Genomic DNA, 24025 nt, shown 5'->3' with positions numbered 1-24025 from the left:
TGCTTTCTATTTTGACTCAACCTATTTCTCCCAAGTCTGCGCCGCTCTGGTGGCGGGTAGCGCGGGTTTTACTAGTAGTGCTGCTGCTGGCTGGCGGTGCGGTACTTTACCAGGGCTGGCTGCTGCTGTGGAAGCCCAACGTGACGGCCTCAGCCTTCGGACCAGCCTACCTCTACATCCGAACCGGCTCGTCGTATCAGGCTGTGCTCGACTCGCTGCGGAAGCACGAACTGCTGCGCGACCCGGCAACGTTTGAGCGGGTGGCCCGCTGGCGCAACTACCCTTCCCAGGTGCGGCCGGGCCGCTATTTGCTCACACCGGAGCTGGGCAACTCGGCCTTAGTAGAGAAGCTGCTGCACGGCCCCCAGGATACGGTGGCCTTTACCCTCGATGCCTTTAAGTATAAGCCCCAACTCGTGCGCCAGGTGGCCCGGCAGCTGGAGGCCGACTCGGGGCAGCTACGCCGGCTCCTCAACGACAACGGCCTGCTGCTGCGTCGCTACCACCTCGATACTACCACCATTCTGACGATGTTTCTGCCCGGCGCCTACCGGCTGGAGTGGAACACCTCGGCCGCGCAATTTCTGGACTCGGCCGCCGCCATGCACCACCGCTTCTGGACCGTGCAGCGCCGGCAGCAGGCCGACTCATTGGGGTTGTCGCCCACGCAGGTGCACGTGCTGGCCAGCATTGTGCAGCGCGAAACCTCTGAGCCCACCGATAAGCCCATCATTGCGGGAGTGTACCTGAACCGACTGCGCACCGGCATGCGCCTGCAGGCCGACCCAACCCTGCTCTGGGCAATTGGCAACTTTGGGGTGAAGCGTGTGCTCAATAAGGATAAGCTCGTGGATTCGCCCTACAACACCTACAAGCACAAAGGCCTGCCGCCCGGTCCCATTACCTCGGCCAACCGCAGCAGCCTGAACGCCGTGCTCAAGCCCGCAGCCCACAAGTTCTACTTCTTCTGTGCCCGCCCCGACCACAGCGGCTTCTCCGACTTCGCCGAAACCTACGCCCAACACAAGCAGTACGCCCGCAAATACCAGCACACGCTCGACAGCCTGAAGATTCTGCGGTAGGCTGGTAGTAGCGCGAACTTTGTAGTTCGCGTGCCAGCACGACGCTACTTGCGCGGGGCGCGAACTACAAAGTTCGCGCTACTGACTCTGGCCACAGACTTCGACGCAGCCGCGTCTGTTGGCAGGTGCACGAGGCAAGTCTCCATACTTGCAGCACCAACAGCTTACTGCAGCCGGTACAGCCGGAGCTGCACTGAGTCATGGTGGGCCCGGCTCTGCAGGACCAGGGTTTTCACGTAGTTCAGGCCTGTATATTCGGTGTGCTCCAAAAAGAGCAGTGGCGAGGTCAACATGGGTTCAGACCATTCGGCTACGGGCTGCTGCCGCCGCAGCGAGTCGAACTGCGGCACGTTGGTTACAAGGTAATAGCCGTCGAGCAGCACGTATTGAAAACCGCGCTTACGCAAGGCCGGCAGCTGTTTTTCGGAGGTAATACTGACTACCGAATCAATACCGAATGGCGCCAAACCCAGCCCTACCGTGCTAGCCACTTTGGTGCCGCCGCGCTGCTGCAGCCACTGGGCTACCCGCGGGTAGCTACTCGGCGTGTAGGCATACACCTCCCGCTCAATCCGACTCATGTTGGAAGTGCAGGCAGCCAGTACCACCACCGCCAGTCCCCAACCCGCCGCGTAGCGCCGCAAACTCAGAAAAGCCAGCGTGTAGAATAGCCCATACACCAATAGCAATCCGCGGGGCGCTTTGAGCAGCAACGACATTCCGGCCAGATACGCGTAACCCCACACGGCCAGGTAGCGCACTAGATTGATGCGCTGCAGCGCCGTAAACAGTTCCCGCCGCCACACCAGTGGCAACAGCAGCAGCCATGGCAGCACCAGCCACGATTCAAACTTCAGCATAACTAAAGGGTAGTACAGCAAGTCGAGCTGCACGCTGCCCTGCCGGCCGGCCGCGTTGGCTACCCCCGGAAACAGCACGTTGTAGTACACCGCCGGCCACCGGTACCAAGGCAGCCCGGCCAGCACACCCACCAGCCCGAATACCACGAACGGCGCGGCCACAATACTTACTACCCGCAGCCAGCTGCGCTGCCGCCACAAAAGCCCGTCGCGCTGTAAGAGCTCAAAAACGGCCAGAATCGGGAGCGTCAGGATGAATTTGTAGTTGATGCACAAGCCCAGGGCCACCCACAGCGCCGCCCGCAGCAGCGCTATAGGACTCGGGCGTTGCAGCCGCTGATAATACGCCCGCAGCAGCCCGGCAAACACCAGCAGTGAGGCCGAGCCCATGGTAAAGTCGCGGCCCGAGAAGGTGAGGAAAACGGAGGTACCGATGAAGAGCGTAAGCAGCGCCGTTTCGGGGCCGGTAAGGCAGGCTTCGCGCCGCACGAAGTTGGCCAGTAGGCCCACAGCGGCCACGGCCAGCAACGCGTTCAGGTGCTGGAAGACGTGAAAGTTGCTGGTTAGCCAAGCCACGGGCACGTAAAGCACCGAGAAGCCGGGGCTGCCGTGGTGAAACAGATTCCGAAAGTTACCAGTGGCTATTTCCCGCACAATCTGCCAGTTACGCACCGAGTCGTAGTCGGGCAGGGCGGCCTCGCTCAGGCCGTAGAGGCGCACTACCGCCACGGCCAACAGCGCCGGCAGCAGCCACAGGGCAGAATTCAGAGGCAGATTGTCGTTCTTCGTGGCGGCCATTAGCTACGTGTGCGGATTGCCGGTTGGCACCGCGAAGTACGAAAAACCCGCCGCAACATCTATCCTCCCCTTTCTGCCCTGCCTCTTATGCGAGTAGTTATTCAGCGCGTCCGCGAAGCCAGCGTCACCGTCGAGGGCCGCGTCACCGGCCAGATTGGCCCCGGCCTGTTGGTGCTGGCCGGCTTTGCCCCCGACGATGACCTCAAGTCCCTCGACTGGATAGCCCGCAAGCTGGTGCAGCTGCGCATTTTCGGCGACGAGGAAGGCAAGATGAACCGCAGCGTGCAGGACGTGCAGGGCCAGGTGCTGGTCGTCAGCCAGTTTACCCTATTGGCCGATGCCCGCAAAGGCAACCGCCCCAGCTACATCGGGGCTGCCCCGCCGCCCGTCGCCATTCCCCTCTACGAGCAGTTCGTGCAGCTCCTCGAAAAGCTTCTGAACCAACCCGTGCCCACCGGCGAATTCGGCGCCGACATGCAGGTGCGCCTCGTCAACGACGGCCCCGTGACTATCGTGCTGGACTCGTTGGAAAGGGTGTGAGGGTAAGAGGGTATGGGTTTAGGAGGTAATTAATTGGCATTCCCCTCCTGCCCTCATCCTTACCCCTCCTTATCCCTCATACCATCACACCCTCCTACCTTCAGAACCTCCCTTATGACCATCGAAGAAGCCCAACAGACTGTTGATACCTGGATTCAGACCACTGGGGTGCGGTATTTTAATGAGTTGACCAATATGGCCATGCTCACGGAGGAAGTGGGCGAGGTGGCCCGCATCATTGCCCGGCAGTATGGCGAGCAGTCTTTCAAGGAGTCGGATAAGGATAAAGTGCTGGCCGATGAGCTGGCCGACGTGCTGTTCGTGGTCATTTGCCTGGCCAACCAAACCGGCGTCGACTTGACGGAAGCCCTACGGCGCAACCTGGAAAAGAAAACCCTGCGCGACGCCGACCGGCACCGCAACAACGAGAAGCTCCACTAGCCCGTCCTCGTTTTCAGGGCTACTGCCAGAGTCTTGGGCTGACCGATACGGTTTCGGGACTAATCGTCAGCGTTTCGGGGGTCATCGTCAGACCTTCAAGGGCCATAGTCAGGCTTTCTATGGTCATCGTCAGCCTACCAAGGGTCATCGTCAACGGTTCAGGACCCATCGTCAGAGCTTCAAGGGTCATCGTCGCCGGTTCGCGGGTCATCGTCAAGCCTTTTGGGGTGACCAATACGCTACTTAAGCTGTCCGAAGCTGCTCCGAGGGTCACTGACGGGATTTCAGCACCGGCCGTTACGCGTTAGCCACCAGCCGGTCGTCCTGCCAGATCGGGAGCAGGTCGTAGGTATCGAGCTGCACGCAGAAAGCCATATCCTCGTGCGCTTCGAGGCTGTTGAGGCGGCGCACGTGGGCCGACTGTAGCAGGTAGCCGGCCAGATCGGGCTTGGCTTGCTCCCACAGCTGCCGGGCGGCCAAGGTAGCGTCGCTGCCAGTGGTGTCAAACTCACCTGCGAGCCGCTCGGCCAGCGCGCCTCCGAATACGGTATCCTCCAGGTTGAACATACCTTTCCAGCCGGCACACACCACTACAACGTCTTTCTGCTGCTCTCTGGCAAACCGTGCCACTGCCTCCAGATTGAGGAAAGCACCGATAACAACAGCGTCAGCACCCAGGGAAAGGTGCAGGGCGCGGGTGCCATTGGTGGTGGTAATGGCCACGCCCCGGCCCTTCACCGCCAGCACCCCATCGAGGTAGCCGAAGGGCGAGTTACCCAAATCGAAGCCCTCAGCCTGCCGCCCGTCCCGCTCGGCGGCCGTGAGGTAGCCCTGCACGGCCAGCGCCCGGCACTCTTCCAGCTCACTAAACGGCACTACGTGCGTAACGCCCGCCGCCAACGCCGTGACGATGGAAGACGTAGCGCGCAGAATATCGACCACCACGGCCACCTTACCTCGCAGATCATACAAAGGCAGCAGTTCGGGGCTAAAGCAAATATCGAGGGAGGGCATCTGGAAAGAAATGGTGAATGGGAGAGCTGATCAGAACATAAAAAAAGAACGTCATGTCTCCTCTCTGCTTGAAGCGCAGAATGGTCGACATGACGTTTTGTAGTCAGAAGCCGCTTACGCCTCTTCCGTGCCTTTCACGAACGGCAGCTTCACGACGGTAGCCGGGAAGTTCTTGCCCCGCACCTGCACGAAAATCTGGCTGCCGGGCGCGCTGTACTCCGTTGTTACGTAGCCCAGGCCGATGCCCTTGCTCAATGACGGCGACTGGGTACCGGAAGTCACCTCCCCGATTTTCTCCCCGGCCTCATTCACCAGCTCGTAGTGGCTGCGCGGAATGCCCGCGCCATCCATCAGGAAAGCCACCAGCTTGCGCGTCACGCCCTGCTCCTTCTGCGCTTTCAGGCTGGCCGAGTTGGTGAAGTCCTTGGTGAACTTGGTAATCCAGCCCAGGCCCGCTTCCAAAGGCGAGGTAGTGTCGTCGATGTCGTTGCCGTAGAGTGAGAAGCCCATTTCCAGCCGCAGCGTGTCGCGCGCGCCCAGCCCGATGGGCTTCAGGCCAAACGGCTGACCGGCTTCCATAATTTTGTCCCACACCTGCTGGGCGTGCTCATTGGGAATATACAGCTCGAAGCCGCCCGCGCCGGTGTAGCCCGTGGCCGAGATGATGACGCCCGGCGCACCGGCAAACGTGCCCTGTACGAAGCTGTAGTACGGGATGCTCGCCAGGTCGGTATCGGTCAGGCTCTGGAGGGCCTCGGCGGCCTTGGGGCCCTGCACGGCAAAGAGGCTGGTCTGATCCGAAATATTCTCCATTTCGGCCCCATTAGTGTTGAACCGGCTGATCCAGTCCCAGTCCTTGTCGATGTTGGAAGCATTTACCACCAGCATATAGTCTTCATCGGCTAGCTTATACACCAGCAAGTCGTCCACGATGCCGCCGTCTTCGTTGGGCAGGCACGAGTACTGAGCCTTGCCGTCGGTGAGCTTACTGGCGTCGTTGCTGGTCACGCGCTGGATCAAATCGAGAGCCTGGGGGCCGCGCACCCGGAACTCGCCCATGTGCGATACGTCGAACATACCCACGGCCCGGCGCACAGTGCGGTGCTCATCGAGGTCGGAGGAGTAGCGCACGGGCATATTGTAGCCGGCAAACGGGACCATTTTGGCGCCTAGCTGCTGGTGAACGTCATTAAGGACAACGGTTTTGAGGTCTTCGGCCATGGGGCGGGTTGGGAGGTGGAGAGAAAGGTTTTGGATGATACGCCGCGAAAGGGACGGGCGAAATTAGCCATTTCCGCCGGCCGGAGCGTACAAGCCTCGCGCCCGTCGTGTACGGCCGAGCTTTCCGGCGGTAGTGGCCAGGGTTTCTCCTTGGCCATTGCGGCTCTTTTACCCCACCCTTCCTACGCTGCCACTCACGGGCAGTTTATTATGAATACAGACTTGAAACAGGACTTTGACACGGCCCTGACCCGGCACCAGCAATTTAAATCCCGCCTCCGCTCCTTTCTCAACGGCACCAACCTGGCCGAAGGGCCCATCCGCGACCCAGACCAGTGCAGCCTCGGCATCTGGATTACGGAGCACCGGCAAAGTTCAATGGGCAACGTGCCCGAATGGGCCGAACTGGACCGCGTGCACCGGCAGCTGCACGAGGAGGCCAACCGCCTGATGGATATGTACCTGCAGGGCTTCTCACAGCAGGCCCGGGAAGACCTTGCTGACTTGCTGCCTACTATCGACCGAATCCCGCGCCTGCTGCAAACTATCCAGACCCGCCTGCGTACGCCTCGCTAATATTTTCCCGGTCTTTTTTCCTTGCTGCGCGGCATGAAGCTCAAGCTTTCCACCAAACTATTTGCCGGCTTCCTGGTCATCTCGGCCCTGTTTGCTATGGTGGTTATCGTCAACTACCAGCTTTCCCGCCTGGTATTGCGCAACTCTGAGCGGGTGCAGGCTTCGCAGCGGCTCACGGGGGAAGCCTCAGCCCTGTTTCGCAATATTATCGACATGGAATCGGGCTTCCGGGGCTATATGCTCATCGGCAGTGAGGCCGTGCTCCAGCCCTATTACCAGGGCGAGCAGGAATTGCTGAAGCGCTTCTCGGAGCTGCGCACCCAGATTACCCCCGACGACCCGCAGTACGCCCGCATCATGCGCACCCAGCGGCTCTATCAGCAGTGGTCGGCCTATTCGCACCTACTCATCAGTGAGAAGCGCGAGGCCCGCCGCCGTCAGGCCGACCAGATCGGGATGGAAGGCATGGAGCACCGCAGCTTAGCCGAAAGCCTGACCGGCAAGCAGATCATGGACCAGATCCGGGTGCTGTTTGCCGGCTTCGAGCGCACCGAGCTGGCCGAGCGTGACAAAGTGCGGCAGAAGCTGGAAGACAGTATCCGGCAAACGCGCCTGATTTCGATTATCGTCACGGTGCTGGCCATCAGCATCGGGCTGATGTGGGCAACCTACATCACCCGCCTCATTGCCCGGCGTATTGATATGATGGTAGGCCTTTCAAGCCAGATTGCCACCGGCGACTATACCACTCGCATCGACGACACCGCCCAGGATGAGCTCAGCGAGTTGGCCGACTCGCTCAACGTGATGGCACGCACCATCGACTCGACCATTACCCAGCTGGAGCGCCGCAACCAGGAGCTCGACCAGTTTTCTTACGTCGTCTCCCACGATTTGAAAGCGCCCCTGCGCGGCATCGAAAGTGCCTCCCGCTGGATTGAGGAAGACATGGGCCAAGACGTGCCCGAGCACATCCGGGAGTTTCTGCAGCTGATGCGGGCCCGGGTGCACCGCATGGAAAACCTCATTACCGGCATCCTGGACCTGGCCCGCGTGGGGCGCACCAAACAGGCCGATGAGCGCATCAACGTGCGGGAGCTGCTCACCGAAATCGTGGATTCGTTGGCGCCGCCCGAGGGCTTTCGGGTGGAGCTGCCCAGCTACCTGCCCACGCTGACTTCCAACCGGGTGCAGCTCCAGCAGGTATTCACTAACCTGATCAGCAACGCTCTTAAGTATCACGACGCGCCCGAAAAGGGCCTCGTACGCATCGGTTGCCGCGAAGACCGGTTGCAGTACACTTTCACCGTGGCCGACAACGGCCCTGGCATCGACCCGGAGTACCACGAGCGGATCTTCGTCATTTTCCAGACCCTAGTGGAGCGCGACACCTTGGAAAGCACCGGCGTGGGGCTAGCCATCGTTAAGAAAATAGTGGAGCGGCAGGGCGGCACTATCTCCGTTGAATCGGCAGAAGGACAGGGCGCTACCTTTATTTTCACCTGGCCTAAGGAGCGCGCCCTACACGCCGAACGACGCATTTCGTCTGCCCAATTGGTATCTAAGACCGTCTGAATATAGAAACTGCCGTATAGACGGTAGTTTCAGTTCCGATTTCATTTCCCACGAATATGTCTACCGACGCCCTTGCCCCCAGTATTCTCCTCGTTGAAGACGACCAGATGGACGTCATGAATGTGCAACGTGAGTTACGGAAGCACGATATTAACGTCCCGATGCACATTGCCAAAAACGGTCGGGAAGCGCTGCAACTGCTGCGCGGCGAAGCCGGTCAGGCCCAGATTGCCAAGCCCAGCGTGGTAATGCTCGACATCAACATGCCCCGCATGAACGGGCTGGAGCTGCTCGAAGCTCTGCGCTCCGACCCGGAGTTTGTGGGCCTGAACATATTCATCATGACCACCTCCGACTTGGAAACTGACCGCCTCAAAGCCCGGGAATTAGCCGTGAGCGGCTACATTATTAAGCCCCTGAACTTCGACAAGTTCGGTGAAGGCGGCTCTACCGTCGACGGCTTCAGCCTCTTCCTAGATTTGCTGCGGTTGAAAGACTAACGGTGAAGTTGTGAAAGGAGGAATTGTGTCATTGCGAGGTACGAAGCAATCCGTCCTCTGAAATGCACTGCGTTTCCTACAGTGAAAAGCCCTAACGTCTACTCAGGCGTTAGGGCTTTCTGGTAAAAGGCCGGGGCGTACTGCGCAGAGGATGGATTGACACGGCTGCGCCTCGCAAGGATACTCTTCACAATTTCACAACTTCACCACCTACAGCAGCCGGAAACCCATGCGGTGGTGCTCACTGGGGCCGAATTCCCGGATGGCGGCGCGGTGCTTGGGCGTAGGGTATCCGGCATTCTGCTCCCAGCCATACATCGGAAACTCTTCGGCCAACTCATGCATCCGGTCGTCGCGGAAGGTTTTGGCCAGCACCGAGGCCGCAGCAATACTGCGGAAGCGCCCGTCGCCCTTGATAAAGCAGGTATGCTCGATGCCCGGATACGCTTTGAAGCGGTTGCCATCGACGATGAGGTGAGTCGGTGGCTGGGGCAGTTGGGCTACGGCGCGGTGCATAGCCAGGTAGCTGGCCTGAGCAATGTTGATGCTGGCAATTTCGTCGGTGTTGGCCTCGCCCACGGCCCAGGCCACGGCTTCCCGGCAGATTTCCTTCCGAATCGTTTCGCGCCGCTTGGCGGTCATCAGCTTCGAGTCGTTCAGGTAAGCCGGAGCAAAATCGGGCGGCAGAATAACGGCGGCGGCAAAAACCGGCCCCGCCAGGCAGCCCCGGCCGGCTTCGTCGAGGCCCGCTTCCAGCGGATGGTGGGTGTGAGAGGCAAGCAGCATAGGCCGGCAAAGGTAGCGCACGGGGCAGCACACTCGGGCCCAGTGCAGCAACAAAAAGGCCTCCCCAGCTGCCGTAGCAACTGGAGAGGCCTTTTCCTGAGAAGTTGAAATTATATGGAAATCAATTGGTCAGGATGTGAGAGGATATGGTTGGTGCAGATGCAGCACAACTTCGACATTTCACAACCTCACCAGTTAGTGGCGGCCGGCGGTGCTGCCCACTTCGGGCGTTCCGGTTTCGCCCCGGCGGTTGCCTTGCTTGTCGCGCGGGCCTTCGTCGAGGTCATTATCTTCGTCGGTGGTGATGTATTCGTTGGTAATGGGCCCCAGGCCGCCCGTATTCTGGACTAGCTCGGCTTCGGCCTGCGCGTGTTTCAGGTTGAACAATGGGTCCCCGGGCTGGGGCTGAGCGGACTGATTTTTGGGTTGATTTGCCATAAAAATATCCGGGGCCGGCTGGGATGTAAACAGCCAGTTACTGACTGGTACGCGGCCCTTAGTGCTGGGGTTGAGCCCGGGCCGCCGCCAGCACCTACAATATTTTGGCCTGCCTGCTTGGGAAAAGTATAGGCACAAAAAAAGCCGTTGCTCTTGGCAACGGCTCTTTATTTTGCACCGACCGGCAGAAATTCATCCACCCTACTCCTTAGCCCGGTCGGGGCTACACAAACAGCGACTTCCTTTCCACAACCGCTGTTTGCGTTGGTTCCTTTCTACGACAAAACTACTTGCTGCCAGGTACTTATTGAGGTGTTTTTGTCAAACGCGGCTTCCTACCCGACTAATCCGGCCTGCAGCCCGACAGACGGGCAAGGGCTGTTTTTGGCTATTCCCAGGAATTGTACCTTTGCCATGTCCCGCTTACTACTCCAGCCTCATTCTATGTCGCATATTCCCTCGCCCGACTTCGATGCAACCCATAATCCGTGGCAGACGCTGAGCTCAGAAATAACTTACCAGAACCCTTGGATCAGCGTCCGGGAAGATCAGGTTGTCAACCCCAAAGGCGGCCGGGGCATCTACGGAGTGGTTTCAATGAAAAACAAGGCCCTCGGTATCGTGCCCGTGGATGCCGACGGTAACACCTGGCTGGTGGGCCAGTACCGCTACGCCCTGAACGAGTATTCCTGGGAAATTCCGATGGGCGGCGGCCCAATCGAATTGGATATTCTGGAATCGGCACAGCGAGAGCTGAAGGAGGAAACTGGCTTCACGGCCCGGCGCTGGACCAATATTGCCCGCCTGCACACCTCCAACTCGGTGACGGATGAGGAAGGTTTCGTGTTTCTGGCCGAAGAGCTGGAAGCCGGCGAGGTAGAGCCCGAGGAAACCGAAGATCTGCGCCTCTGGAAACTGCCCCTGGCCGAAGCCGTGGCTATGGCAATGGACAACCGCATCACCGATGCCATCAGCGTGGCGGGCCTGCTCAAAGCAGAACGGGTGCTCAACAGTCGACAGGGCTGAGCTGCCGGCCCGGTAGCCCAAGTAGGGCTCCTAAGTTTATAGCTCGTATTTTTGCGGTATGCGTCGACTGTTGCAATTTATCTGGCACCGCATCTACACCACTTGGAGCACGTTCTGGTTTGTGCTACCCTTCGTAGTCACCTACCCGATTCAGGTGCTGCTGGGGCGGCGGCCGGCGCTGCACAAGCACCTGCACAGCATCAACCGGGGCTGGTCCACGTTTGCCATTCGAATGTGGGGCATGCCGGTGGACATCGTGCGTAAAAACCCGCTGCCTGCCTCCCAGCCCTGCATTTACGTTTCCAACCACAGCTCCTATATCGATATTCCGGTACTGTTCAAGGCCATTCCGGGCTTCCTGAACATTATCGGCAAAAGCGCCCTGGCCAAAGTACCGCTCTGGGGCCCGATCTTCGGCAGCGTCTATATCACCGTGAACCGCAACAGCGCTGTGAGCCGGGGCCGGGCCATGGTGCAGGCCCGCCAGACGCTGGAAGCGGGCCGTTCCATCGTCATCTTCCCCGAAGGCACGATTTCCAAAAAGCCCGGCGAGGAAATGATGCCCTTCAAGGATGGCGCGTTTCTGCTGGCCGTGGCTACGGGCTTCCCCATCGTGCCGGTTTCGATGCCACTCAACCACCGGTTTATGCCCGATGTGGGCGGTATCCGGGTGCGCTACACGCCACTGCAGGTTGTTATTCACGAGCCTATCTTCACCCAGGGCCTTACTACGGAAGACGTGCCCCGGCTTCGGGACCAGGCTTTTCGTACTATTGCCAGCGCCTTCCGCCCCGAAGCCGCCGGCATCCCAGAAGCATCGTCCGTGCGCCGGCCCCGGCCGGTAGTTACGGCCCCCGCTGCTGCAGACCCAGCCCCAACCACGCCACCCGGCGCGGAGTTGGGACTGCCAAACTCTTAAGTTGAACTTTTACTTTTTTCTCTGACCGTGAGTACCGATTTATCTACCCTGCGCAAACTGGCCCACCTTTCCCGCCTCGAATTCGACGCCACGAAAGAACAGCAGATGCTCGGCGACCTGAACAAAATCCTGGATTGGGTGGCCCAGCTCAGCGAGCTGGACACGACCAATGTCGAGCCGCTGGTGCATTTGTCGCACGAAATTAACGTGCTGCGCCCCGATGTGGCCCGCAACTCGGTAAGCCACCAGGAAGGTCTGCGCAATGCTCCGCGCAAGGATTCCGACTACTTCCGCGTACCTAAAGTGCTGGAATAACCGTTTCCCTTGGCCCTTCTCCTTCCTTCGTCCCGCCCCGCTGGCTGGCGCAGTGCCCTGTGGGTGCTGAGCCTCGTGGCCGGCATTGCTTTCGGCCTGGCCGTCTACTACTATTTCACCGGCGACGACTACACGCTGCGGGTCCAGGAAATAGCCCAGCTCAAGCCCGTTCCCACCGTGCTGCAGCAGGTGTGCGTGGGCCTCGACGAATTGCCGGTGCGTGTCAACGGCTACCTCGTTACGGAATCCCACGACGTTATTGGTCCTTTTGTGCGGCCCGATGCTGCCTCGGCCCTGCTGGGACTGGTGGCCGTCTGCATGGTTTTTTACCTGGCCATCATTAGCACGCTGCCCCGGCTGGTGTTTGTAGCGGGCATGGCGTTGCTGATGTTTCTGCTCATGTCGTTCAATGCCGACATGCTCGGCATTTTTGATTCGCGGGAGCAGTATTTTCTGATTCTGACCTTGCTGGCGCTGGGCGTGCCGGCATTTGTGTTTCACGCCTTCTGGCCGGATGTGTCGTTTGGCTGGCGGCTGCTCACATTTGGCCTGCTAGTAGCGGGCCTGAGCACGCTGCTGTTTTTGCGCAGCGACAACCCGGCCGATACTACCGCGCTGCACTTGGTGAGCTACGCTACCAGCAGCGGGGCGGCAGCCGTGGCTATGCTCGTGCTGTGGCTATTTTTCGAGAATATCTACGGCCTGCTGTGGTTCAATACTCAGGCTGAAAACCCCAAGAGCCGCTTCGGGCTGCTGCCGTTTCTGCTGGTTAGCCTGCTGTATCTGGGCACGCTACTCATGTACTACTGGAACAATGGGGAACTGCTCATCCTGCCCGGCGTCCGTTTCGACCCCTTGGTGCTGCTGCTACCAGCCGCCGTTATCAGCTGGCTGAATTTGGGGCGGCGGGCCGCTACTTTCGCCGAGTGGGTGCCCTTGGAAGCCGCCCGGCTGCTGCTGCTCATTCTGCTCACGCTGGCTACCGGCTTTCTGGGCTTTGCCTTTGCTACCGCCAACGACCCGCTGCTGGCCGCCGCGCGCGACTTCACGGCCTTGGCGCTGCTGGCGGGCGGGGCCGCCTTCCTGCTTTACCTGCTCATCAACTACATTACCCTGATCCGGCAGAAGTTGCGCGTGTTTCGGGTGGTGTATGAGCCGCGTCGCCTGCCCTTCTATATCGTGTATATAGTGGCCATCGGGGCTATAGTAGCCGTGGAGATGCGCAACAACAACTACGTGCTCGACCAGGTGCAAGCCGGCTACTTCAACAACGTGGGCGACCTGACGCGCCTGCAGAGCGAAGAGCAGCAGAACAGTGAAGGGCTAGCCCTGCTGGCCGAGCGCTACTACGCCGAAAGTGACGTGCTCGACCAGCACAACCACCGCGCCAGCATGGGTCGGGCGGCGCTGTATCATTTCCGCTCCCAGCGCCAAAACGAAATCAACGCGCTACGCCGGGCTTTGAGCCGGGCGCCGTCCGAAAAGATTTCCCTGCGCCTGGCGGCCCTCTACAACGAGCCCGGCGACTTTTTTGACCGACTCCAAGTGCTGCGTCAGGGTATCAAAAGTATGCCCCGCAGTGCCCGTCTGGCCAATGACCTAGCCCAGCTCTACACCCGCTCGGCCCTCACAGATTCGGTGGAACACTACCTGCAACGGGCCGAAGCCCTGGCACCCGACAACAGCCTGATTCAGGCCAACCGACTGGCCTTTCTGCTCCAGACGCAACAGGGTGAGGCCGCGCGTAAGCTGATTGCCGAGCAGCCGAAAACCAACAGCGCGGCTTGGGCCAGCAATGTGTCGTTGCTCAACCTACTGAGCGGTAAGCCCGAGCAGCCGCGGCCGGCAAACGGACCTTCTCCGGTGCTGACTACCGCGGAGTTTGCCCGCCTCTACCACGACGGCCTGCACCGCGCCACTCTGGCCGACACCAGCCAGCTTCGGCTGCTGGCCCGGCTGGTGCAGCAGCCTGAAAATGCCGCGTATGCTGATCAGCTCACGTTTCTGCGGGCTCTCACCCAGCACTATGGCGGCCAGTTGGTAGAAGCCCAAACCACGCTGTTGCCCCTAACCACCGGCAACTCAGCGGGCAGTGCCTATTACCAGAATCTGTGGGGCTTATGGCTACTGGAGCAACGTTTATACCCTTCCGCGGCGGCCCGATTTGCCACTGCCAGCCGCAACGGTTACACTGAGGCGGCGCTGTTTCGAGCCTATGCACAGGCGTTGCTCAACCAACCCGACTCAGCTCGGGCATCGGTAGCAAAGGCGCTGACCGACCAGACCTTCGGGACTGGGCGGCGGGCCCGGCAACTGTTTTCGGTACTGAATCTGGATTTCAACACGCAATACGCTACGGCCTCCGATTCGGTAAAAGCGCGCTATCTGGTGTTGCGCGGCAACTCGCTTTACCCCGAAAGCCTGATTCCGCGGGCGGCAGCCCTAAGCAACCCGGCGGCACGGGAAGCCGCCCTGCTGGCCCAGATTCCGCGGGCATTGCGGGCCGGGCAGCTGGCATCGGCGCAGCAGGCCATTGAGTCGTTTGCGCCGGCACCGGCAACCAAAACCGCGTCGGGCTCGGCTTGGAACGTGCTCCGCGGGCAGATATATCTAGCTGGCAAGCAGCTGGCTCCGTTGCGCCAGGTGGTCGAAAACGGCTACTTCACCCGCCCCGACGCACCTTACCGGCTGTATTACCAGGCCGCCCTGGCCCGCCAGGAAAACAACCAGCCCCGGGCTACACAGCTATTTGGCCGCATAGTACGCGAAGCCCCGTTTCTGGAAGAAGGTGTGCTGGCCGCTGCTGATTTCTACCTGAGCCGCCAGCAGGATATGCCAGCCTATAACGCTCTGCTCAAAGGCCTGGAATACAACCCCGAATCGGTAGCGCTGCTGCAGGCCTATACCCTGGCCGCCGTACCGGCCGGATTGAGCGAATATGCGGCGGCTTCGCTGGAAAAACTGCGCACGTTGCTTTCACCTACGGAATACCGTACCTTTCTTACGCAGTATAACGCGCGGCGGGCCACTCAGGCGGCTTCCGCTACCCCCTGGAATTAAGGACCAAACCCGGCTGCCTATGCTACCCCCTGTAATCGAGACGCACGATATTGCGAAGGAATACCAGATGGGCACCGAGCTCATCCAGGCACTGCGGTCCGTCACCATCACCATTCAGCGCGGCGAGTACGTAGCCTTTATGGGCCCTTCCGGCTCCGGCAAATCCACGCTGATGAACATCGTGGGCTGCCTCGACACGCCTACGCGCGGCAACTACGTGCTGAACGGTAAAGACGTCAGCCGCATGTCGGACAACCAGCTGGCGGAGGTGCGCAACAAGGAAATCGGGTTTGTATTCCAGACCTTCAACCTGCTGCCCCGCGCCAGCTCCCTTGACAACGTGGCCCTGCCGCTGATTTACGCGGGCTACAGCAAAAGTCAGCGCGAGGAAAAAGCCATGGATGCCCTGCGCAGCGTGGGCCTCGGTGAGCGGGCCAAGCACAAGCCCAACGAGCTTTCGGGCGGGCAGCGGCAGCGCGTGGCCATTGCCCGGGCCCTGGTGAATGACCCCAGCATTATCCTGGCCGATGAGCCCACGGGCAACCTCGACACTAAGACCAGCCACGAAATCATGGACCTGTTTGAGGCGCTCTACGTGAAGGGTAATACCATTATTATGGTAACTCACGAAGAGGATATTGCCCGTTACGCCCACCGCATTGTGCGCCTGCGCGACGGGCTGGTAGAGTCCGATGCGGTGAATACCGACATTGCTACCCACCACCAGCAATTAACTTCGCAATAAGCAACAACCGACATTGAGCTGACTTTTTTGTTGTTTCTGCAACCTCAGCTCCTGCTCTTCGTCCTTCGCGCTTATTGCTCTGCATGAAAATCTATACCAAAACCGGCGACAAAGGCCTCACTTCCCTTATTGGCGGCACCCGCGTCCCCAAATCCAGCCTGCGCATTGAGTGCTACGGCACCGTCGACGAGCTCAACTCCTACATCGGTCTGGTGCGCGACCAGGAGGTAAACGCCAGCCGCCGCGACCTACTCAAGGAAATCCAGGACCGCCTGTTTACGATGGGCGCTTCTTTGGCCTCCGACCCGGAAAAGTCGAAGATGAAGATTCCGGATCTGCACGAGGAAGATGTGCTGCTGCTGGAGCGTGAAATGGACCGGATGAACGAGACGCTGCCCGAGTTGCGCGTGTTCATTCTGCCCGGTGGCCACCCATCCGTATCATTTGCCCACGTGGCCCGTTGCGTATGCCGCCGCGCCGAGCGGCTGGTTATTGCCCTGCGCGAAGACTCCTTCGTGGCCGACCTCGTTGTGATGTACCTGAATCGTCTGTCGGATTATCTTTTCGTGCTCGGCCGGCAAATGGCGCACGAATTAGGCGCCGAAGAAGTTAGCTGGAAACCACGGCTCTCCTAGGCCCGTTTCAAGCATTACCCTCTCCATTCCCACCCGCTCTTTTCCCACTCTCCCACTATCCTGCATTATGCTCGACACTCTCACCATCCGGACCCAGCGCACCACGGCTTCGCGTTTCCAGCAGCTGGATCCAGACAATCTTGAATTCGGCAAGGTATTCTCCGACCATATGTTCTTCGTCGACTACCAGGATGGTGAGTGGCAGGAGCCTCAGATTGTGCCCTACGGCGACATGGCCGTGAGCCCCGCCAACTCGGCATTGCATTATGGTCAGGCCATTTTTGAGGGCATGAAAGCCTACAAGAATCCGCAGGGCGATATTGCCCTCTTCCGCCCCTACGACAACCTGCACCGCCTCAATCTGTCGGCTGAGCGCATGTGCATGCCGGCTATTCCCGAGGAGCTTTTCATGCAGGGCCTCACCCAGCTAATTCGTCTCGATTCTACTTGGGTACCCGATGCTGCCGGTAGCGCTCTGTATATCCGCCCTTTCATGTTTGCCACCGACGGCTTCATCGGCGTGCGGCCCTCCGACAGCTACCGCTTCATGATTTTCACCTGCCCTGTAGGCTTGTACTATAACAAGCCGTTGCGGGTGCGTTTCGAAGAGAAGTTTGTGCGCTCGGCCGAAGGCGGGGCGGGCTATGCCAAAGCGGCCGGCAATTACGGCGCGGCTATGTGGCCCACCAAGCTGGCCCAGCAGGAAGGCTACCACCAGCTCCTCTGGACTGACTCATCGGCCCACCAGTTTATTGAGGAATCGGGCACAATGAACGTCATGTTCGTTATTGATGGCAAGGTGATAACGCCTGCTCTCAGCACCTCTATTTTGGATGGCATCACCCGCAAAAGCGTACTACAGGTTGCCCGCGACCTGGGTATGCCAGTGGAAGAGCGGCGCGTATCGGCCACCGAAGTAATGGCGGCCCAGGCAGCCGGCACTCTGCAGGAAGCCTTCGGCGTAGGCACTGCTGCTACTATTGCTCCTATTGCCACCATTGGCTTCCAAGGCCAGGATTACGCGCTGCCAACTCCTACCTCGAATTCGTTTTCGCAGAAAGCCAGTGCGATGCTGAGTGCCATTCGCACCGGCGAAGCAGCCGACGTCCACGGTTGGATGGTGCAGGTATAACGGCCCAAATTGTCCTAAACAGGCCAACGCCCACCTCCGGTATTTAATCGGGGGTGGGCGTTTCGCATTGGCTATCTTTGCCAGACACCCTTTTTTTCATCATTTAGCTTTTTTTCCCATGACCCAAGATCAGGTTAAGGAATTGAAGGGCCGCGCTGAGGCCTTGAGGAGGTACCTTTGACTACGATGCTCGCAAGGAGCAGGTGGTTGAAACCGAAAAACTGACCACCGCACCCGGCTTCTGGGACGATTCCAAGAAAGCCGAGACAATTCTCCGGGAAATCAAGACCGTTAAAGTCTGGACCGATGACTACGAGGCCGTGGAGAAAGCCGTTGGTGACGTAGATGTGCTATTTGAGTTTTACCGGGAAGGCGACGTTTCGGAGGCTGAAATTCAGCAGGAATTCGAGGCCGCTCAAAAGATGGTGGAGCAGCTGGAGTTTAAGCGCATGCTCTCCGATGAGGAAGATCAGCTATCGGCCATCATCGATATCAACCCCGGGGCGGGGGGCACAGAAAGCCAGGACTGGGCCGAAATGCTCATGCGCATGTACATCATGTGGGGCGAGAAGCACGGTTTCGCCGTGCGGCAGCTCAGCTATCAGCCCGGTGAGGGTGGCGGCATCAAGTCGGCTTCCCTGGAAATCGACGGCGACTTTGCCTACGGCTACCTCAAAAGTGAAATCGGGGTTCATCGTCTGGTACGCATGTCGCCCTTCGATAGCAGTGGCCGGCGGCATACCTCATTCGCATCGGTGTTTGCCTATCCGGTGGTCGATGAGACCATTAATATCCAGATCAATCCGGCTGATATTACCTGGGATACCTACCGGGCTGGCGGGGCCGGTGGCCAGAACGTAAACAAGGTGGAAACGGCCGTGCGCCTCACCCACGCTCCTTCCGGAATCATTATCGCAGTTCAGATCGAGCGCAGCCAACTGATGAACAAGGAACATGCCCTGCGCATGCTCAAGTCGCGCCTCTACCAGATCGAGATGGACAAGCGCCATGCCGAGCGCGACAAGATTGAAGCGGGTAAAAAGCGAATTGACTTCGGCTCTCAGATCCGCAACTACGTGCTGCACCCCTACAAGCTAATCAAAGACCTGCGTACCGGTATTGAGCGCACCGATGTGCAGGCAGTACTGGACGGCGACTTGGATGAGTATATCAAAGGCTTTTTAATGCAAAACTGACCAAGCGCTATAGTCAGATTCTGTGCTGGCTATGGCTTTTTACGTGGCCCAGCTCGTTGTTTGGTTACTATTTTGTTATCTTTAAGATGGGCGATGCGCGCATCTGGCAGTACAATTAAGTCAGATAGGAGAAATGGAGATGAAGATAAAATGAAGAGCAGCAGCGTCAAGCACTTGCTTCTATGTTTCCTAAAAGTTGCTAAATGGGGTTTTTCCCGCTATACTTGCCCTATTCGCCCACTTTCACAACTATTTCTTCACCTTTTCACTCACCAAACTAACAGTCACATGAAAAAACTCTTATTTATGGTCATCCTGCTGATGACTAGCCTGTTGCAGCAGGCCATCGCGCAGGACCGAGCCATCTCTGGGCGGGTCACTGACCGTGCCAACGGTCAGGGTCTTCCCGGAGTTACCGTTCTTGTGAAAGGCACTACGATTGGTGCTTCCACAAACTCGGATGGATCGTATACCCTGAGTGTGCCTTCTACGGCTACTACTCTCTCTTTCACTTCCATCGGTTACATCTCCGTTGACCGGCCAATCGGCACTGCCTCCACCATCGATATCGGTCTGGCTGCTGACACGAAGCAGCTCGGTGAGGTAGTAGTAACCGCACTGGGCGTTGAAAGAACCCGTAACTCGCTTCCTTACTCGGCTACGCAGGTAGAAGGAAACGACGTGACGAAAGCTCGTAACCCCAATTTCATCAACTCGCTGTCGGGTAAAGTTGCTGGTGTTAACATCAAGCAAAACAACACCCTGGGTGGTTCGACGAACGTTGTTATCCGTGGCCAAAAGTCGCTGTATGGCAACAACCAAGCGTTGTTCGTAGTTGACGGTGTTCCGATTGCTAACACCAACACTAACAACTCGGATCAGACCTCGGGTCGTGGTGGTTACGACTACGGCAACACCGGTGCCGACGTGAACCCCGACGACATTGCTTCGGTAACCATCCTCAAGGGTGCTGCCGCAACGGCTCTGTACGGTTCGCGTGCTTCGAACGGCGTAATCCTGATTACGACCAAGAAAGGCAAGCGTGGCCTGGGCGTTACCATCAACACGGGTGCTCAAATGGGCTTCGTTGACAAGAGCACGTTCGTTAAGTATCAGAAAGAGTACGGTGCCGGCTACGGCGCTTACTACGGTCCTGACGAAGATGCTTACTTCAACCAGCGTGACATGAACGGCGACGGTATTTTGGACCTGGTTGTTCCTTTCACTGAAGATGCTTCCTACGGTGCCAAGTTTGACCGTAACCTGCTGGTTCACCAGTGGAACTCGCTCGACCCAACCTCCCCTACCTACCGCCAGGCTACTCCTTGGGTAGCTGCTGAGAATGGCCCTGAATACCTCCTGGAGAATGCTGTTTCGCTGAACAACAACATCACCATTGATGGTGGTAACGAAACGGCCACCTTCAAGCTGGGCTATACCAACACGAACGATAAAGGCATCCTGCCAAACAGCGAAATCAAGAAGAACATGGCCAACTTCGCGGCTTCGTTCAAACTGACGCCTAAGCTGACTACCAGCGCTGCCATTAACTTCACCAAAACTCAGGGCCTGGGTCGCTATGGCACAGGCTACGATTCTTGGAACCCGATGCAGCAGTTCCGCGAGTGGTTCCAGACCAACGTTGACATCAAAGAGCAGAAAGAGGCTTACTTCCGTAACAAGCAGAACATTACGTGGAACCCACGTAGCGCCACGGATCTACGCCCAATCTACTCTGACAACCCTTACTGGGTTCGTTATGAGAATGCTGAAAACGATGAGCGCTACCGCTACTTCGGTAACATTGTAGCTACCTACAAAATTGCTGACTGGGTAGACGTAATGGGCCGCGTAACGCTGGACTCGTACGACGAGAAGCAGGAAGAGCGCAATGCTATTGGTAGCACCGGTGTTCCTTTCTACACGCGCTACGACCGCACCTCGCGTGAATCCAACTACGACCTGATTGTTAACTTCAACAAGAACATTACGGAAGATTTCAGCTTCCGTGGTCTGATTGGCTCTAACTTCAGAAGACAGCAGGATGGCTCGATCTACTCTTCCACTTCCGGTGGTCTGGTAGTTCCACGTCTGTACTCGCTGTCGAACTCGGTGAACCCCTTGAACCCCCCAATTGAGACGGACCGTCGCTGGGGTGTAGATGGCTATTTCGCCAGCGGCACTTTTGGCTACAAGGAACTCGCTTTCTTGGACGTAACCGGCAGAAGAGACAAATCTTCGACCCTGCCAGAAGGCAAGAACGTGTACTACTACCCTTCGGTAGCTGGTAGCTTCGTTTTCTCGGAACTGCTGAAAGACGTATCGTGGTTGTCGTATGGTAAAGCCCGCCTCAACTATGCTGAAGTAGGCTCGGACGCATCACCTTATTCGACTTTCAACAGCTACAACAAGCAGGGTACTGAAACCAACGTTCCCGTAGGTAGCTTTGGCTCGATTCCGCTGTTTTCGCTGCCTAACACGCAGAACAATGCTGAGCTGGAGCCCGAAAGAACCCGTAGCACGGAAGGTGGTATCGAAATGGCTTTCCTCAACAGCCGTTTGGGCTTTGACGTAACGCTTTATCGTTCGAGCACCATCAACCAGATCATTCCAATTCTGGTACCTACCACCACTGGCTTCAACAACAAGTTTGTAAACTCGGGTGAAGTAGAAAACAAGGGTATCGAATTGACGGCTTTCGTTACGCCGGTTAAAACCGACAACTTCAGCTGGACGGTAAACGCCAACTGGACTCGTAACCGCAACAAAATCCTGAGCCTGGCTGAAGGCACCGATAACCTCGTTATCGCTACCTACCAGGGTGGTGTTTCGTCGAACGCTACGGTTGGTCAGCCTTTCGGCACCATCCGGGGCGCTGGCTTCACTTACCTGAACGGTGAGAAGCTGGTTGGCGCTAACGGTCTGTACGTGCGGTCTCCCTCTACCACCGTCATTGCTAACCCCAATGCCGATTGGACGGGTGGTCTTTCGAACACTGTTGCCTACAAAGGCATTTCGCTGTACTTCCTGCTGGACGTTAAACAAGGTGGTCAGCTCTTCAACTTGGACACGTACTATGGCTACGGCACTGGCCTGTACCCAGAAACGGTTGGCAACAACGACTTGGGTAACCCTTCGCGTCTGCCAATCTCCGAAGGTGGTGGTATCATCTTCCCCGGTGTTAAGGCTGATGGCTCGAAGAACGACATCCGTACCGAAAACAGTGAAGGTGCATATGGCTACAACCAGCCCCAGGAAATGCACGTTTACGACGCCGGCTTTGTTAAGCTGAGAGAGGCTTCTCTGACCTATTCGCTGCCAGCTCCGCTGTTGGCCAAAGTAGGTGGCATCAAAGGCGTAGATATTTCGCTGACTGGCCGTAACCTGTGGATCATCAAGAAGGATGTTCCTTACGCTGACCCAGAAGATAACTTGAGCAGCGGCAACCTGGGCCAAGGTTACATGTCTGGCAGCTATCCAACGACCAGAAACATTGGATTTAACCTGAGATTTTCATTTTAATTGAAAATCACCCGACATCTTAATCGAAATAGACCAATGAAAAAGGCCCTTCTATTCTGCATTCCGGCGGTATTGCTTGCCTCCTCGTGCAGCAAGCTGGAAGATTACGACAACGTAAACCCCAAGGCGGCTACATCGGCTCCCGGGACTTCCCTGGTCAGCAACGCTGAGCGGATGTTGTCGAATACCATCAACACCCCAGATATCAACAGCAACCCTTTCCGTCTGTACGTTCAGTATTGGGCTGAAACGACCTACCCAGACGAAAGCCAGTACATCATTGACACTCGTCAGATCAACCGCAACTTCTGGGACCCATTGTACCGGGATGTGCTGAGCGACCTGAACGAAGGCAAGAAGATTATTGCTGCTGACAACCTCCTCAATGCAGACGTCAAAGCCAACCAGCTGGCCTGCATCGAAGTACTGGAAGTCTACACCTGGTCGGTGTTGGTAAACACGTTCGGCGACGTTCCGTATTCGGCTGCCCTGAACTCTGATAACCTGACGCCGAAGTACGACGATGACAAGGTTATCTATGCCGACATCATCAAGCGCCTGGATGCAGCTATTGCGTCGATGAAACCTAGCGCCGCTGGTTTGGGCACTGCCGACCTGTACTACTCGGGTAGCATGACGCGCTGGGTTAAGTTTGCAAACTCGCTGAAGCTGCGTCTGGCTATGACGATTGCTGACGATGATCCGGCAGCGTCCAAAACGCTGGCTCAGTCAGCCGCTGCTGACTTGTCGCAGCTTATCTCTTCCAATGCGGATAATGCCAAGCTAACGTACCTGGCAGCTGCGCCAAATACGAACCCACTGTGGGTATCACTCATTCAGAGTGGCCGTGCCGACTTCGTAGGTGCCAACACGTTCATCGACAAGCTCAATGCTTGGAGTGACCCACGTATCGACGAGTTTTTCAAGCCAGTAGCTGGACAGACCACGTTCAAAGGTGGTACTTACGGTGCTCCTAATGCTTATGCTAACAACTCGGCTCCGGGCGCTATGCTGGAGAACCCAACGTTTGCTGGCACGCTGATGAACTATGCCGAGGTAGAGTTCCTGCTGGCCGAGGCGAAAGAGCGTGGTTACACCATTGGTGGTACTGCTGCTGCACACTATGAAGCTGGGGTAACTGCCTCTATCACAGAGTGGGGCGGTACCGCTGCTGAAGCAACTACCTACTTGGCTCAGCCTACTGTCGCTTATGGTGGATCAGGTTCGGGTGCTACTTTCCAAGAGAAAATTGGCATCCAGAAGTGGGTTGCTCTCTACAATAACCCCGTAGAGTCGTGGAAAGAGTGGCGTCGTTTGGACTATCCTAAGTTGACGAAGCCTGCTCAGGCTATTTCGGAAATTCCATTGCGTCTTCCTTACCCAACCACTGAGGCTAACCTCAACGGTCCGAACTACAAGGCTGCTTCGGCTGCTATTGGTGGCGACGTTGTAACTACCCGTGTTTTCTGGGATAAGAAGTAATCTTCGGAAAATCTATATTGAGAAGGGCTGCCACTTATGGCAGCCCTTCTTTTTTTGTGCTTATAACTTTCCGGTTGGCGCTTATTAGTCATATCCAATAACATAACCAGCAGCAAATTCTACCCTTGCAACCGGGCAGTTAGTAATAAGCTGAGAATCTTA

At 57.7% G+C, this 24025-nt stretch carries 22 protein-coding genes; 16 read left to right on the top strand and 6 right to left on the bottom strand.

Annotation, left to right across the window (positions count from 1 at the left end; translation table 11 throughout):
* The first annotated feature begins 11 nt into the window (after positions 1 to 11).
* A complete protein-coding gene (gene mltG / locus LGH74_RS05985) occupies positions 12 to 1082 on the top strand; it encodes an endolytic transglycosylase MltG (protein ID WP_226173338.1) in 1071 nt (356 codons plus the stop codon).
* A 164-nt stretch (positions 1083 to 1246) separates the two neighbouring features.
* Here mltG and LGH74_RS05980 read toward each other — a convergent pair whose 3' ends face one another.
* Complete coding sequence (locus tag LGH74_RS05980) at positions 1247 to 2740, bottom strand: ArnT family glycosyltransferase (RefSeq protein ID WP_226173337.1); 1494 nt, start codon at positions 2738 to 2740, stop codon at positions 1247 to 1249.
* 87 nt (positions 2741 to 2827) lie between these two features.
* Between LGH74_RS05980 and dtd the strand changes: the two genes are divergently transcribed.
* Both dtd and LGH74_RS05970 read left to right on the top strand, forming a co-directional pair.
* The gene (gene dtd, locus LGH74_RS05975) at positions 2828 to 3280 is read left to right on the top strand and encodes a D-aminoacyl-tRNA deacylase (RefSeq protein WP_226173336.1); all 453 of its coding nucleotides are present in this window, start codon (positions 2828 to 2830) and stop codon (positions 3278 to 3280) included.
* A gap of 114 nt (positions 3281 to 3394) precedes the next feature.
* On the top strand, positions 3395 to 3721 hold the full coding sequence (locus LGH74_RS05970; RefSeq protein ID WP_226173335.1) for a nucleotide pyrophosphohydrolase: 327 nt from the start codon (positions 3395 to 3397) through the stop codon (positions 3719 to 3721).
* A gap of 19 nt (positions 3722 to 3740) precedes the next feature.
* Here the strand turns inward: LGH74_RS05970 and LGH74_RS05965 are convergent, their stop codons facing one another.
* The 3 genes from LGH74_RS05965 to gcvT all read right to left on the bottom strand — a co-directional run bounded on the left by LGH74_RS05965 (position 3741) and on the right by gcvT (position 5956).
* Entirely contained in the window at positions 3741 to 3932 is a 192-nt protein-coding gene (locus LGH74_RS05965; RefSeq protein WP_226173334.1) for a hypothetical protein, read from the bottom strand.
* 86 nt (positions 3933 to 4018) lie between these two features.
* Positions 4019 to 4735 (bottom strand): 2-phosphosulfolactate phosphatase, encoded by a 717-nt coding sequence (locus LGH74_RS05960; protein WP_226173333.1) that lies wholly within the window; start codon positions 4733 to 4735, stop codon positions 4019 to 4021.
* Positions 4736 to 4849: 114 nt separating this feature from the next.
* Entirely contained in the window at positions 4850 to 5956 is a 1107-nt protein-coding gene (gene gcvT / locus LGH74_RS05955; RefSeq protein ID WP_226173332.1) for a glycine cleavage system aminomethyltransferase GcvT, read from the bottom strand.
* A gap of 210 nt (positions 5957 to 6166) precedes the next feature.
* Here gcvT and LGH74_RS05950 point away from each other — a divergent pair, with 210 nt between their 5' ends.
* Genes LGH74_RS05950 through LGH74_RS05940 form a run of 3 tightly spaced genes read left to right on the top strand, consistent with a single transcriptional unit; the run spans position 6167 to position 8607 of the window.
* Complete coding sequence (locus tag LGH74_RS05950) at positions 6167 to 6532, top strand: CZB domain-containing protein (protein ID WP_226173331.1); 366 nt, start codon at positions 6167 to 6169, stop codon at positions 6530 to 6532.
* A 33-nt stretch (positions 6533 to 6565) separates the two neighbouring features.
* A complete protein-coding gene (locus LGH74_RS05945; protein WP_226173330.1) occupies positions 6566 to 8107 on the top strand; it encodes a sensor histidine kinase in 1542 nt (513 codons plus the stop codon).
* Between the two features lie 56 nt (positions 8108 to 8163).
* On the top strand, positions 8164 to 8607 hold the full coding sequence (locus tag LGH74_RS05940; RefSeq protein WP_226173329.1) for a response regulator: 444 nt from the start codon (positions 8164 to 8166) through the stop codon (positions 8605 to 8607).
* A gap of 210 nt (positions 8608 to 8817) precedes the next feature.
* Here the strand turns inward: LGH74_RS05940 and rnhB are convergent, their stop codons facing one another.
* Positions 8818 to 9393: a ribonuclease HII gene (rnhB, locus tag LGH74_RS05935; protein ID WP_226173327.1), complete on the bottom strand. Its 576-nt coding sequence runs from the start codon at positions 9391 to 9393 to the stop codon at positions 8818 to 8820.
* Positions 9394 to 9588: 195 nt separating this feature from the next.
* The gene (locus tag LGH74_RS05930; RefSeq protein WP_226173326.1) at positions 9589 to 9831 is read right to left on the bottom strand and encodes a hypothetical protein; all 243 of its coding nucleotides are present in this window, start codon (positions 9829 to 9831) and stop codon (positions 9589 to 9591) included.
* A 444-nt stretch (positions 9832 to 10275) separates the two neighbouring features.
* Between LGH74_RS05930 and LGH74_RS05925 the strand changes: the two genes are divergently transcribed.
* The 10 genes from LGH74_RS05925 (at position 10276) to LGH74_RS05880 (ending at position 23863) form a co-directional block, all read left to right on the top strand.
* Entirely contained in the window at positions 10276 to 10857 is a 582-nt protein-coding gene (locus LGH74_RS05925; protein WP_226173325.1) for an NUDIX domain-containing protein, read from the top strand.
* Positions 10858 to 10915: 58 nt separating this feature from the next.
* Positions 10916 to 11776, top strand: coding sequence for a lysophospholipid acyltransferase family protein (locus LGH74_RS05920; RefSeq protein WP_226173324.1), 861 nt, complete (start codon positions 10916 to 10918; stop codon positions 11774 to 11776).
* Positions 11777 to 11803: 27 nt separating this feature from the next.
* Positions 11804 to 12091: an Asp-tRNA(Asn)/Glu-tRNA(Gln) amidotransferase subunit GatC gene (gatC, locus tag LGH74_RS05915; RefSeq protein ID WP_226173323.1), complete on the top strand. Its 288-nt coding sequence runs from the start codon at positions 11804 to 11806 to the stop codon at positions 12089 to 12091.
* Positions 12092 to 12100: 9 nt separating this feature from the next.
* Complete coding sequence (locus LGH74_RS05910; RefSeq protein ID WP_226173322.1) at positions 12101 to 15151, top strand: hypothetical protein; 3051 nt, start codon at positions 12101 to 12103, stop codon at positions 15149 to 15151.
* 19 nt (positions 15152 to 15170) lie between these two features.
* Entirely contained in the window at positions 15171 to 15896 is a 726-nt protein-coding gene (locus LGH74_RS05905; protein ID WP_226173321.1) for an ABC transporter ATP-binding protein, read from the top strand.
* 83 nt (positions 15897 to 15979) lie between these two features.
* Positions 15980 to 16531 (top strand): cob(I)yrinic acid a,c-diamide adenosyltransferase, encoded by a 552-nt coding sequence (locus LGH74_RS05900; protein WP_226173320.1) that lies wholly within the window; start codon positions 15980 to 15982, stop codon positions 16529 to 16531.
* Between the two features lie 67 nt (positions 16532 to 16598).
* The gene (locus LGH74_RS05895; protein WP_226173318.1) at positions 16599 to 17663 is read left to right on the top strand and encodes a branched-chain amino acid aminotransferase; all 1065 of its coding nucleotides are present in this window, start codon (positions 16599 to 16601) and stop codon (positions 17661 to 17663) included.
* A 118-nt stretch (positions 17664 to 17781) separates the two neighbouring features.
* Positions 17782 to 18859, top strand: a protein-coding gene (prfB, locus tag LGH74_RS05890; RefSeq protein WP_226173317.1) for a peptide chain release factor 2 whose coding sequence is annotated in 2 segments (ribosomal slippage) — positions 17782 to 17832 and positions 17834 to 18859 — 1077 coding nt in all. Because the reading frame shifts where the segments join, the coding sequence is not laid out codon by codon here.
* 288 nt (positions 18860 to 19147) lie between these two features.
* Positions 19148 to 22381, top strand: a complete 3234-nt coding sequence (locus LGH74_RS05885) for a SusC/RagA family TonB-linked outer membrane protein (protein WP_226173315.1) — start codon at positions 19148 to 19150, stop codon at positions 22379 to 22381.
* Between the two features lie 36 nt (positions 22382 to 22417).
* Positions 22418 to 23863, top strand: coding sequence for a SusD/RagB family nutrient-binding outer membrane lipoprotein (locus tag LGH74_RS05880; RefSeq protein ID WP_226173313.1), 1446 nt, complete (start codon positions 22418 to 22420; stop codon positions 23861 to 23863).
* Positions 23864 to 24025: the final 162 nt, after the last annotated feature.

Origin of the sequence: Hymenobacter lucidus, assembly GCF_020447265.1 — a bacterium.
Taxonomy (GTDB): Bacteria; Bacteroidota; Bacteroidia; order Cytophagales; family Hymenobacteraceae; genus Hymenobacter; species Hymenobacter lucidus.
Note: the sequence above shows the minus strand (reverse complement) of the source record. Positions and strands in the feature narration are given on the sequence as shown.